Annotated in this window: 12 protein-coding genes and 1 pseudogene; 8 read left to right on the top strand and 5 right to left on the bottom strand. The window is 51.7% G+C overall.

Going from position 1 to position 12,482, the window contains the following annotated elements; translation table 11 throughout:
- Positions 1–1,439: pseudogene (locus AC3G2T_RS34540) on the top strand (hypothetical protein); the annotation flags it as partial.
- Positions 1,440–1,461: 22 nt separating this feature from the next.
- Positions 1,462–2,085: a pentapeptide repeat-containing protein gene (locus AC3G2T_RS34545; RefSeq protein WP_474685185.1), complete on the top strand. Its 624-nt coding sequence runs from the start codon at positions 1,462–1,464 to the stop codon at positions 2,083–2,085.
- Between the two features lie 325 nt (positions 2,086–2,410).
- Here AC3G2T_RS34545 and AC3G2T_RS34550 read toward each other — a convergent pair whose 3' ends face one another.
- Positions 2,411–2,617 (bottom strand): helix-turn-helix domain-containing protein, encoded by a 207-nt coding sequence (locus tag AC3G2T_RS34550; protein ID WP_488438290.1) that lies wholly within the window; start codon positions 2,615–2,617, stop codon positions 2,411–2,413.
- Between the two features lie 161 nt (positions 2,618–2,778).
- Between AC3G2T_RS34550 and AC3G2T_RS34555 the strand changes: the two genes are divergently transcribed.
- Positions 2,779–3,060, top strand: coding sequence for a recombinase family protein (locus AC3G2T_RS34555; RefSeq protein WP_488438291.1), 282 nt, complete (start codon positions 2,779–2,781; stop codon positions 3,058–3,060).
- 12 nt (positions 3,061–3,072) lie between these two features.
- Entirely contained in the window at positions 3,073–3,318 is a 246-nt protein-coding gene (locus tag AC3G2T_RS34560; protein ID WP_474685188.1) for a hypothetical protein, read from the top strand.
- Positions 3,319–3,628: 310 nt separating this feature from the next.
- Here AC3G2T_RS34560 and AC3G2T_RS34565 read toward each other — a convergent pair whose 3' ends face one another.
- A complete protein-coding gene (locus tag AC3G2T_RS34565) occupies positions 3,629–4,816 on the bottom strand; it encodes a glycosyltransferase family 2 protein (protein ID WP_488438292.1) in 1,188 nt (395 codons plus the stop codon).
- 73 nt (positions 4,817–4,889) lie between these two features.
- On the opposite strand from AC3G2T_RS34565, the gene yyaC reads away from it, so the two are divergent.
- A complete protein-coding gene (gene yyaC / locus AC3G2T_RS34570) occupies positions 4,890–5,435 on the top strand; it encodes a spore protease YyaC (protein WP_488438293.1) in 546 nt (181 codons plus the stop codon).
- Between the two features lie 32 nt (positions 5,436–5,467).
- Positions 5,468–7,297, top strand: a complete 1,830-nt coding sequence (locus tag AC3G2T_RS34575) for an ABC transporter ATP-binding protein (protein WP_474685191.1) — start codon at positions 5,468–5,470, stop codon at positions 7,295–7,297.
- Positions 7,298–7,323: 26 nt separating this feature from the next.
- On the opposite strand, the gene AC3G2T_RS34580 is transcribed toward AC3G2T_RS34575, so the two are convergent.
- The 3 genes from AC3G2T_RS34580 to AC3G2T_RS34590 all read right to left on the bottom strand — a co-directional run bounded on the left by AC3G2T_RS34580 (position 7,324) and on the right by AC3G2T_RS34590 (position 11,038).
- Complete coding sequence (locus AC3G2T_RS34580) at positions 7,324–8,784, bottom strand: CoA-acylating methylmalonate-semialdehyde dehydrogenase (protein ID WP_474685192.1); 1,461 nt, start codon at positions 8,782–8,784, stop codon at positions 7,324–7,326.
- 1,307 nt (positions 8,785–10,091) lie between these two features.
- On the bottom strand, positions 10,092–10,640 hold the full coding sequence (locus AC3G2T_RS34585) for a CcdC protein domain-containing protein (protein WP_474685193.1): 549 nt from the start codon (positions 10,638–10,640) through the stop codon (positions 10,092–10,094).
- Between the two features lie 170 nt (positions 10,641–10,810).
- Entirely contained in the window at positions 10,811–11,038 is a 228-nt protein-coding gene (locus AC3G2T_RS34590) for a hypothetical protein (RefSeq protein ID WP_474685194.1), read from the bottom strand.
- A 65-nt stretch (positions 11,039–11,103) separates the two neighbouring features.
- On the opposite strand from AC3G2T_RS34590, the gene AC3G2T_RS34595 reads away from it, so the two are divergent.
- Both AC3G2T_RS34595 and AC3G2T_RS34600 read left to right on the top strand, forming a co-directional pair.
- Positions 11,104–11,724 (top strand): HAD-IA family hydrolase, encoded by a 621-nt coding sequence (locus tag AC3G2T_RS34595; RefSeq protein ID WP_474685195.1) that lies wholly within the window; start codon positions 11,104–11,106, stop codon positions 11,722–11,724.
- A gap of 108 nt (positions 11,725–11,832) precedes the next feature.
- Positions 11,833–12,435 carry a methyltransferase domain-containing protein gene (locus tag AC3G2T_RS34600; RefSeq protein ID WP_474685196.1) on the top strand — a complete coding sequence of 201 codons (603 nt, stop codon included), beginning with the start codon at positions 11,833–11,835 and terminating at the stop codon, positions 12,433–12,435.
- Positions 12,436–12,482: the final 47 nt, after the last annotated feature.

The raw sequence follows: 12,482 nt of genomic DNA on the forward strand, positions 1-12,482 counted from the left end.
TTGTAGCGGTAGTTGCGGCAGTTACCGTAGCGACGTTAGGAGCCGGAGCGGTGGTAATCGGGGTCGTGGCAGCCGGCGTGATGGCAGCGGGAGCCGTCGCAGTAGGAGCGAAAGCCGCCTCGGATGTTCAGCGAGGGGAAGTGAGCGACTTCAGCGATTACTCCCCCGCCGATGCGTTCCGGGAGTTGATGAGCGGCGCGACATCCGGTGCGCTTTTCGGACCTATCAAGCAAGCATGGGAAGCGTACAAAGAATTTGATCCGATGAGCGCTGGCATCCTGGCAGGCATCGGCACGGTTGTAGAGGAAACCGTTCTGGGGTTGGCAGACTTGTTATGGATGGAATTAGATTTTGCCGTAAAGAATCCTCTAGAGGCCTTGGAGTTTGTTACGAACCCAATCGTTTATACAGGCAAATACTACGCCGACAAGGAACATCGGGATGAGCTACTGAGAACACTGGCGGGAGTCTGGGAAGGCGTAAAGCGGGATTTCAAGGATGACGTCATCAATGGAGATACCTATAGTCGAAGCAAATATGGAACGGAATTGGTACTTACCATAGCCTCCTTTTTCGTCGGTGGCGAGGCAGGAGCAGCATCCAGGGCGATGCAAGCTGAAAAGTTGGTGCTGAGTGGCACGAAGTCGGTGCAGGTGACAGAGGTTGCAAGTATAAGCGCAAAATCCGATCAGTTTGTACAATTGCTGAGTAAAAAGGGCACCACCCTGGGTAAAAGTTACGCGAAGCTTACTCAGGATATGAAAAAGATTTTGGATGCAGAATTTATTAACCCGTTTGCTCCGCAGAAGGCAGGAGTGCTTGGAGGTATACCTGAAACAACAACGTTAAGGGAACTCTTCCAGGAAGCAACGGGGAAAATATCGAATTATATGAAGAGCGAGGGAGATTCAGTCGGCCCTGGAAAGGGTGGAGGTGGTTCAGGCTCTAAGGGGACGGGTAAAAGTGATTTAGATATAATCAGAAAGGATGCACCAGATTACTATCAGGAGTTAATGGATAAGTATGGTGACAAGGGAACCTATCATGCTAGAACACCAGATGAGTATGAAAATTTGGCAAAAGACCCAGACCATAATTTTGACATTGATGACAAAACTAAAATAGAACGACAGGCTGGGCTTGAATTAGAGGTTAGAGGAGAACTCACAGGGCCAATTGTACGTGATCCAGTTACGGGTCGAGGTGAATTTATCGATAGAAATGGACAAGTGTGGGATGTAAAAGGATTTAATTCAAAATATCCACCTAAGAAAGGTGGGTTTAGATTAGATAGGTCAATGGCAGATATTGAAGATGAATTGCGTAAGGGAGAAAATGTTATTCTTGACACCACCAAATTGTCCCAAGATCACATTGAGCAATTAAAAAATGCTATTAGTACTATGGAATGGAAGGAAAGAATCCTTTGGTGGCCATAAATGGAAAGAGGGGGGATAGTGGATGTTAACTCAACAAGAACTAAATAAAATGATTGAGGATCACCAATTATGGATCACTGAATCAAAATCTAAAGGCACACAATTGTATTTAGAGGATGCTACTTTATTAGAATTGGATTTAGTTGGTAGGAGCTTAACAGATGTGGTATTGGTAGGGTCAACATTGCAGAAATGTTTATTAACCAATACTGATTTTTATTATTCGAATCTGGCATCAATAAATTTTATAGAGGTCAGTATGAATGGGGTAATTTTAACAAGGTCAAATCTGGATTACTCATTATTAAAAAAATGTGACGCATCTAACTCTAAGGTTATAAAATCTACGTTTTATGAATCAGTAGTAGAGGAAGTGAATTTTTCCAATTCTAGCATGATGAAAGTGGGATTTATGTACTCTAACCTTAAAAATGTAAAATTTATTAATTGTGATTTATCAAGGGCATCTTTTAAGAATTCCATCCTTCAAGATGTAGATTTTACTAGTGCTGATTTATCTGAAGTAGACTTTTCGAACGTAAAGATAAACAATGTTATTTTTAATGGGGCTTTTTACAATCATAAGACTATTTGGCCTGAAAATATAAGTCTAGAACAGATGGGAGCTATTTTCAAAAAGGATTAGCAATTTGGGCCCTGTCAAAAATTTTGTGTAAACCCGTATACAGTCCCAACAACAAGATCGTACAATACAACCAACAAACCAAACATTAAACAACAACAAACATTTGTTAAACTTTCAAGGCTTGTTCTAACTTGAACGATAAGGAGGAATGAGCCTTTTTTGCATGCCCAAAATCAGAAGAAAAATAAATGATTGAATCGGAAAGTGAATTTGCTTTTGGATTCGACCCTACATTGGAGTTTACATTAATTGAAGACTTGAAAATGGCTGTATACTGCGTATCTGATGCTTACATGCATCATGGTTAGAAGTTGAAGCGATTGAATTATTCTTTTTCAGAAACAATTAACTTGCTGATATCAATATCAAGAACCTCACATATATGTTCTAAGGTTCTAATGTAAACTCTATCGACATTCTCCGAACATAAATGATTTATTGTTGGATGACGAATGCCCATCATTCGTGCTAATTCTCTTTGGGAAATATTTCGTTCTTCTAAAATTTCTCTGAGCCGAATTTTTATTTTCATGGGTGATTCCTCTCATTACAGAGATTTGAATTATTACGATAAATATACCACTTTACGCAAAGAAATTCATTGCGTGGTAGTCTTAAAAGTACTATAATTTAGTATATGGTAGTTTTAAGCGTAACATGAATCTCAATTTCCTATAACGGAGGGCAATTTCAATGAACGTAATCGGCTATATTCGAGTGTCCACAGCAGGACAAGCCAAGGATGGTTACAATTTATCTAATCAGCAAGAAATTGAATCCTATTGCCAGCAGCAAGGCTGGAACCTGCTGCATGTATTCAGTGATGAAGGTATCAGCGGCGCAAAAGTAGAGAAGCAAGCATTTGACGTTCAACGAGTATCCGAATTGAAGGAGCTATTTCCTACATGGTCATTATCCGAATTGGCGTATCAGCTTCAAGTTGAATCTATTGGCGAGCACCAAGCCATTATTTAAGCGGTGGGCGATATGAGAAATCAATATGCCGCCTATGAACAAGAAGAAAAAAGCTTGCTCGGAATGATAGAAGTGTGTGAATCTTGCAAGAAATTAGTCTTTGAGTTTGTAAGGGAACAAAAAGGAAGTATAAAAGGCATTGTTATAGAAGACCTGCTTATGAGCATTTTTAAACTGGAAATGGAACAACGGGAAAATCTGCTTCATCTTCAATTAGCCATGACAGGATGGAGTCAAACTAATAACGAACGAACGTGATTTTACAGCAGCACTATTAAAAAATGGACAACATGACAGGAATAAAATAGAGAGGCTTGCGTCCTATTGCGAACCGAAAGATTAACGCTCGAACTGAGGTTGCCCCTATTCGATATCCCGTCATGTTGGAATACGAAACTGGATGAAAGTCAAATCGAAAACAAACTAAGCAGCTTCGATGACCTGATGAAGTTCGTCAAGAAGTAAACAGCAAAAGGCTTGACCCCTGTGTATGAATTAGAAGATACGGGCGGCAATGGCAGAACGTTAGCCGTTCATCCGGTGGAGAAGAAGCAAATCGTCAAGGAAGTCAATTCTGCCCTGAGCTTCTTTTCTTTTTAAGTTCGCTGAGCGGGTAAAATGTTCCTCTCCAGTAGATGCCGCCCTGCTTGAACGTCAGCCCGACCGACCGGATGATCGTATACAGCAGCAGCGCAGCGCTGACGGGGAGCAGGTAAGCTTCTTTGCCGCGCTCACCCATCAAGCCGAACATCAGCTTCCGGTACAGCACGATTTGCAGGATTACGCACAGGGCATATGCGGCGGCGGGCCAGATTCCGGCGAGGAGCATGCCGATCCATGGGAAAATAAAAAACAGCAGCTGCCCGATGCAGGCCAGCAGCGCGAACGACAAGTTGTAGCCGAAGCCGGAAAAAAGATTTTTCTCAAGCCCTTTCACCGCATTGCGCAGCGTCGGGTACCACTCTACCTGAAGCGTATGCCTGGCCGACAAAACGCGCTGCTTGAATCCGGCTCCTTTCAGCTGAACGCCTAACTGAAGATCGTCGTCGGGTCTGAGCGCAATCGCTTTATGGGTGCCGACGGCCTCGTACGCCTGACGGCTCACCATATTAAAGGCGCCGATTCCCATGCCATGGCGTCTCGTATCGTCCCGGTTCGCATTCCAGGGGCGGACGAACAGCGAGAACGAAAAGAAAAAGAAATGAACGAATCCCCGCAGCAGAGTATGACGCGCGATCATGTTCGGGGCAAGGGTCAGATGCTCGACGCCGTGCCGCTTCATATAAGCGACAGCGTCAGAGACGGCGGTTGGCGAAAAAAGAATGTCGGCATCGGTAAACAGCAAATATTGCCCTCTCGCTTGCAAATAGCCTTGATAGAGGGCGTGATTTTTGCCCAGCCAGCCTTCGGGCAGCTGTGTGATGTGAATGATGCGCAGCGGGACGGAAATGCCGCTTTTCCGCTCCGACCATGCGCGCAGCTCTTCGAGCCGGACGCCGGTGGCGTCTTTGGAGCGGTCGTTGACGGCGATGATTTCAAGCCGCGGGTAATTTTGCGACAGCAGATGCCTGACCGTCTCCATGATGGTGCCTTCTTCTTCTTTGGCCGCGATGATGACCGATACTAGCGGGGGCTTGTCCGGAAGAGCGGCGCCAAGGGGAAGCGTATGCAGCAGTTTCAGGCCTCTGAGCACGACCGCGCTCATCGCCAGCCAGTACAGAACGGTCAGGGAAGCGGCAAACCCAAGTATGGACATGGTGTACCTCCATGTGGAAGAATAGAAATTGACTGCATTATACCATTCGGAAAGAGCGGGGGGCAATGAGACCATGAAACAGGAGCCGGTCGTGCGTGAGGACCGTTATTGGAAAAAAATAAAGGGAGAAGAACTCGCCCCCTTTTTGCAAAAAATCGCCGGGGAGTGCGGGCTGGAGCCGCAGACTCTCGCTTTTGTATGTATCGGAACCGATCGTTCGACGGGAGATGCGCTGGGGCCGTTGGTCGGCTCACGGCTGGAGCAGGCGGGCTATCCGCATGTGATCGGCACGCTGGCGGCGCCATGCGACGCAAGCAATCTGGTTGAGCGGCTGCGGGAAATACCGCAAGGCTGCAGCGTCATTGCGATCGATGCATGCCTGGGCCGGAGGGAGTCCGTGGGCTTGTATCAAGTATCGAATCAGCCGATCGTTCCCGGCAAATCGGTGGGCAAGGCGCTTCCGCAGGTAGGGGATTTCACGATAGCGGCGATTGTCAACGCGGAGGGGCCGAAGCAGTATGCGATCCTCCAGACGACCTCGCTGTACAGCGTGCTCCGAATGGCGGAGGAAGTGGCGGACGCGATATTGCGGGCGGTTCCGCCGCCGCGCGAATCATAACAATGTTTGAAACCGGATCGGAGTGAGGACAGGTGAGGAATGGGTACGGCGAAGGCGTAAGCCATCATTTGGAGAAAAAGGGGAGAGCGGACAAAGCCAGTTTGAAAGATGTGTCGCTGCGCCGCATTTTGCGGCTTTTTCGCGGATATGGGGGGCAGTTGGCCGTCATTTTGCTGCTGGCGCTGCTGTCCGCCGTCATCGGGCTGATCCCTCCGCTCGTCATGCGGGAAATTATCGACAAAGCGATTCCGCAGGGCAGTTTGCGGCTGCTCGCGGAAATGGCGCTGCTCATGATTGCGCTCCCGGTCGGAAGCGGCGTGCTGGGGGTATGGCAAAATCATTTGAATACGAAAGTGACCCAAGGGGTGATGCGGGACCTGGGGCAGTCGCTCTATCGCAATTTGCAGCGGCAATCGATGTCCTTCTTCACGGACGCCAAGTCCGGCGAAATCGTACAGCGGCTGACAGGCGACGTCCAGGCGATTCAAAACGTCGTCACTTCGCTGGTCGTATCTTCCATTACGCAAATCGTCATCGTCGGGACGACGGTCGTCATCTTGTTCGCCCTCGATTGGAAGCTGGCGATCGTGTCGCTGCTTATTTTACCGCTGTTCGTGCTGCCGGTGCGAAAAGTGTCCAAAATGCGCAAGCAGCTCCGCTTGGAGACGCAAAAGGTGCGAGGGGACATCGCCTCGCAGTTGAGCGAAAGCTTCGGCATCTCCGGGGCGCTGCTGACGCGCATTTTCGGCAGGGAGCGGGAGCAGGAAGCGGAGTACCGGTCCATGAACCAGAAGGTCATGGACCTGGAGCTGCGGCTGAACCTCGTCGGCCGCTGGTTCAACATGGCGACGGGCACGCTGGGGCCGCTGGGCACGGCGATCATTTATTTATACGGCGGCTATTCGGTCATTACCGGAAGCATGACGCTCGGCGGCATCGTCGCTTTCGCGGCGTATTTGGGCCGCCTGTACATGCCCGTGGGCACGCTGCTGAACCTGCAGGTGGAGGTCGCGACCGCGCTGGGCGTGTTCCAGCGCATTTTTGAATACGAGGACATGGAGCCCGATGTCCTCGAAAGCCCGGATGCGCGGCCGCTGCCGCCGATCCGCGGGCATGTGGCTTATAAGCAGGTGTCTTTTGCTTATAAGCCTGGGCAGTACGCGCTGCGCGGCGTCTCGTTCGAGGCGCAGCCAGGGGAGATGATCGCGCTCGTCGGGCCGAGCGGCGCGGGCAAATCGACGCTGATCGGCATGATCGCGCGGCTGTACGACCCGACGGAGGGCTCCGTCGAGGTTGACGGCGTGAACGTACGCGGCGTTCAGCTTGCTTCGCTGCGCAGCGGCATCGCGTACGTGACGCAGGAATCGTTCCTGTTTCACGCGACGATTCGCGAGAACCTGCTGTTTGCGAAGGCGGACGCAACGCAAGAGGAAATGGAGGCCGCGTGCCGCCAGGCCTACATTCACGACTTCATCGTGTCGCTGCCCCAAGGGTACGACACGAGGGTGGGCGAGCGCGGCCACAGGCTCTCCGGCGGCGAACGGCAGCGGATCGCCATCGCCCGCGCGATTTTGAAGCGCCCGCGCATCCTGATCCTCGATGAAGCGACCTCGCACCTGGACTCGGAGTCCGAGTCCTATGTGCAGGCCGCGCTCGAGGAGCTGATGCAGGGGCGCACGACGCTCGTGATCGCGCACCGCCTCTCCACGGTGCTGGCCGCCGATCACATTCTGGTGATCGAGGCGGGCAGCGTCGTGGAGCGGGGCACGCACAGCGAGCTGCTGGCGCTGGAGGGGCTGTATGCGCGCCTGTACCGCACGCAGTTCGCCAAGGCGGAAGCGGCTGAGGAGGCCGAAGCGTGAATGAGGGGAGTGCCGATTTCCGTTTTTTAGTATCGGGCGGTCACCATTTTTTTGCGGGTGTAAAATTCGACGCCGTCACGGCCGTTTGCGTGCAGATCGCCGTAGAACGACTTTTTGTAGCCGGAGAAGGGGAAGAAAGCCATCGGCGCAGGTACTCCCAGATTGATGCCGAGCATCCCTGCGTCGATATCTTCCCGGAACTGGCGCACAGCTTTGGCGCTGTCCGTGTAGAGGCAGGCGCCATTGGCGAATTCCGAGCGGTTGCTGATTTCGATCGCTTCGGTCAAATCTTTGGCCCGGACGATAGATAGCACCGGAGCGAAGATTTCATCCTTCCAAATCGTCATGTCAGGCCGCACGTGATCGAAAATCGTCGGGCCGACGAAAAATCCCCGACCCCGGGCAGCGCTATCCTGCCTGCCGTCCCTCGTCAGCGCGGCGCCTTCCTGTTCGCCGATTTCGATGTAACGAAGCGTTCTTTGCTTGTTTTCTTCGCGAATGACGGGGCCGAGGAACACGCCCTCTTCAAGTCCGCTGCCGATCGTAATCGCGTTTGCCGCCTGCAGCAGTCGTTCCGCCAGCTCATCGGCGATATCGCCAACTGCGACGACGACGGCACAAGCCATGCAGCGTTCGCCGGCGGAGCCGAATGCGGCGTTGACAATGTTGGTCACGGCGTTGTCCAAATCGGCGTCTGGCATAACGATTGAGTGGTTTTTGGCGCCTGCCAGCGCTTGCACTCTTTTGCCGTGAGCGGTTCCTGTTTGATATACAAACTCGGCGACAGGCTGGGACCCGACAAAAGAGATGGCCTTGATGTCGGGATGTTCGAGCATGCCGTTCACGACCTCGCGGGCGCCATGCACAATGTTGAGCACGCCGTCGGGCAGCCCCGCTTCTCGAAACAGCTCGGCCAGGCGGTTCGCCAGCAGCGGCGTCCGTTCGGACGGCTTGAGCACGAAAGCATTTCCGCAAGCGATCGCCAGCGGGAACATCCAGCAAGGCACCATCATCGGAAAGTTGAAAGGGGAAATGCCGCCGACGACGCCAAGCGGATAGCGGTACATGCCGGATTCAACGCCGGTGGCGATGTCCGGGAGCTGGCTGCCCATCATCAGTGTCGGGATGCCTGCGGCAAATTCGACGCATTCGATGCCGCGCTGCACTTCACCGTAAGCTTCGCCATAGCTTTTGCCGTTCTCCATCGTCACAATCCGGGCAAGCTCCTCCCAATGCCGGACCAGCAGCTGCTGATAGCTGAACAATATTCTCGCGCGGCGCGGTACGGCTATTTTTTTCCATGACTCAAAAGCTTTGCTTGCCGCCTGAGCCGCCAAATCCACATCTTCCTCCGTCGAGATGGGCACGCGCGCAATGATTTCGCCTGTCGCCGGATTCGGCACACCCTCGTAACGCCCGCCAGACGCCTCTACCCATCGTCCGCCTATAAAATTTTTTATTTTTACCGCTTCACTCGCTGTAGTCATCGAAAATCTCCCTTTTGCCAGTATCATTCTCTTATTTAGTATAAAAACTGCGAGACCCTAAAACATTAGACACATTGTGTAAAAGATGCGTTAATTTTTTTACAAATTGAAACGGAGAAGGGAAATCCCCCTGTGTAAAAGCGGTGATTTCTTGCAGAAAACCTGACATGGGGAATTTCCGGGCATTGCTGTTTAGGCATGCGGCATCCCGCGTAGGGTGGGGCAAATAGCGCCAGGAGAAGCCGAACGTCTGCGATAATGCGGCGTTGGTGAAGCCGACCGGTCTGCGTTCAACGCAGCGGAAATCCTGCGTAGCAAAGGTGGGCCTCCAAAGCCCGCACGCCAGCTCGCAACGATGAGAATGCATAGTTCCTTGTGGAATAGTTAGGTGACGCTGCACTTTTGCTGCTCAAAGGCTTGGCGTAGGTGGTTGGGAAGTAGCTAGTCAGTTCGAAAAATTGCAATGGTCGTTAGTCAGTCCGAAAAACTGAAATGTTCAGACTGTTAGGAGAGTCGCGAGACTTTTGTTAGGGCAGCTGGAAGGGGTGCAAATTGGAGTCGCGGCCATTTGTGAAGCGGCTAGTCAGCCCGAAAAACTATCAATGCTCAGACTGTGGGATAAGTTGCGATACTTTGTTGGGGTAGCCGGAAGGGGTGCAAAAATTGGGGTGCGGCTATTTGTGAAGCGGCTAGTCAGCCCGAAAAACTGCAAAAGTGCAGGCTTTTTCCGGGAAAGTGACTCGTTTTAGCAAAAAGCCTGCGATTGTACAGGAATTTTCGATGAATATGAGTCTGAGCCCATATTCGCGGCGAAAAGCCTGCACATTTGCAGGAATTTTTCGTAGCCAGCGTATCTATGCGCAAAAACCTGCACTATTGCAGGTTTTCTTCGCGTGGTCGTGCAGAAGTGCCCGCTGGCTTCGCGTAGCCGAGCAGAATTGTCGCCGGCTCTGCATAGCCAGGCGAAAGTGCCCGCTGGCTCCGCGTAGCCGAGCATAAATTGCCGCCGGCTCTGCATAGCCAGGCGAAAGTGCCCGCTGGCTTCGCGTAGCCAGGCAGAATTGCCGCTGGCTCTGCATAGCCAGGCGAAAGTGCCCGCTGGCTCTGCATAGCCAGGCGAAAGTGCCCGCTGGCTTCGCGTAGCCAGGCAGAATTGCCGCTGGCTCTTGCGTACGACAGCCTGCGCCCCGGATCATCAAGCACCCCGCAACGGTGCGCTCTCGCAAAAAAAACGCCTCGCACCACTTGTATAGTGGTATTGGAGGCGTTTTTTGGTTTACTTGCGGGCCGGTTTCGTTGAATCAGGCTCATTTGTTTTCGATATAGGAATCCTCGCCGTTCGGCTGCGGGCCTTTTTCGAGTTTTACTTCCTCACGAAGCAAATAGCCGAAAAAGAGGATGTAATACGTTACGATGACAAAGAAAATGCCGGCCGTCGTCGGATCTTTGGCGAATTGGGAAGGATCGGCGGGGTTCGCGGCGCCGGGATTGGGCATTGTCGCCATAACGACGATCCGGTAAGCGATACGGCCTAAAAACAGCACTAAAACCGTGATCTCAATCCATATATGAGTCCGGTAATACCAGCCGTCGGCGCGGTGCTCGAAGCGGGTATGGCGGATCGCGGCAAGCCCCAGAGCGGCTCCGGCGGCCACACCGACGGCATCGCCTATGAAATAAACCGGATGGACGAAGCCAAGCGATAGAATTAAAAGTCCGATAATGCCGAACATGACGATCCGGAACTTGAGTCTGCCGCGCGATAATTTTTGAAATCCGATGGTTCGTTTGGTGCGGCGGTAAATGATCAAACCCGCGACAAGGATCGGAATTGCGTAGTGCGACCAGGTTTGCACGGTTTTTCCTCCAGACTATATGATCAGGTGATTCCATTGTAGCAAAATTAGACGGTCTGTCATTAAAAATATTATTCCGTTTACAAAAATCCGTCATACACTTAATAGTATGTCGATACACTTACTATTACACACATATTGTACCGCAAGGAGTTGGCTGAACAATGGCTCTAATTACTCATGTCAATATTTGCAATGCCGACAACGAAATATATTGCTGTCTGCGTAACAAGGTTGTAAAGCTGGACGCCGCTCAGCATCAACATTTTTGCAGCAGCTGCAAAATGCATGCCGGCGATGCCGATGGCGGCGGTGTCGCCTGCAACTGGGAAGATCTTCGGGATATCAGCAATCCTCATTATGCGCTGGACCCGAACAAAGAATTTGCCAGCAACCAAGTTCGACAAGTGCCGCCGGAAGGTCCGGCCCCATTATTATTTTATAGCTGATGAAGAAACACATCTTGTTTGATTTTGACGGGACGTTGGTCGATTCCAGGGCTTTGCTTGTGAAGCTTTATAATGAACTGGCTGCCGAACACCGGTTTCGTAAAATCCGCAATCTGGATCTAATGCTGCTGCGCTCCCTATCCATTTCCGAACGTGTGGAGTGGCTGGGGGTGCCTGTGCTGCAAATTCCGAAGCTTATTTTGACGGCCAGGCAGCGCTACCAGGAAAACATCCGCTTTTTGCATATCGTTCCCGGTATGAAAGAAGTAATCGGCAGACTTATCGCCGAAGGCCACAAGCTTTCCATCCTGTCTTCCAATTCGACGAGCAATATCCGCCAGATTTTGCGGAACAACAAGCTGGAACATGCGTTCTACGAGATCGTATCGGCGAAGCATTTGGACGGGAAGCATCAATCGATTCGAAAAATTTTGAAGCGGTGGGGGGTTTCGCCTTCGCAAATCGCGTATGTGGGCGACGAGCTGCGGGATATTGAAGCTTGCAGGAAGCTGGGCGTGCCCATAATCGCCGTGACGTGGGGTTACGACGCTCCCGTGCTGCTTCGCCGCGGAAGACCCGACTATGTGGTCGGCGAACCGTCCGAGCTTTTGAAAATTCTCTTGACCTTGACGTAACGTTAAGGTCTATTTTGCATATAAGAGCAGCGCGCGCAAGCTCGGAGTCTGGAGGGTGAACTCAGCCCGCCAGACTCCTCAAAATGTTTTCGTAAGAGAGGATGCTTTATGGACAAAGAACAGCTTCAGGAGCTTTACACGCAAGAATCGTATTATTGGGGAAAAGAGCCCAACCGGATGGCGCTGATGGTACCGCGCTACGGTCATGGCGGCTATGCCGTCGATTTGGGGGCGGGCGAAGGGCGCGACAGCGTATTTTTGGCGCAGCACGGTTACAGGGTGCTGGCCGTCGATACCTCCCCGGCTGGGCTGGCCAAAGCGGTCCGGCTTGCCGGGGAAGCTGGGGTGCATGTGGATACGCTTGAAGGGGATATCAATACCTTTCAGCTTGAACAGCCGGTCGATCTTCTTTATTCGATAGGAGCGCTCCAATATATCCGCCCCGAAAGGCGGCTGAAGCAGTTTGCCCAGTGGAAATCCAATACCCGAGCGGGCGGGCTGCACGTCTTGTTTGCTTTTAACGAGCACCCGGATGTGGAGATAGCGCCGGACTGGGGAGTGAACGAATATTTGTACAAACCCGGCGAACTGCAGGATCATTACGCGGATTGGGAGCAGCCGTACGTCGAAGAGTACATATTTGACTGCAATTCCTCCGGGGTCCCGCACTGCCATGCCGCAACGATTGTGATCGCCCGCAAGCCGGAATAACGAAACTGTTGAGGATTTTCCTGAAAAGCGTAACTTTGTCTTGTATG

It is taken from the genome of Paenibacillus sp. sgz302191 (genome assembly GCF_057749925.1).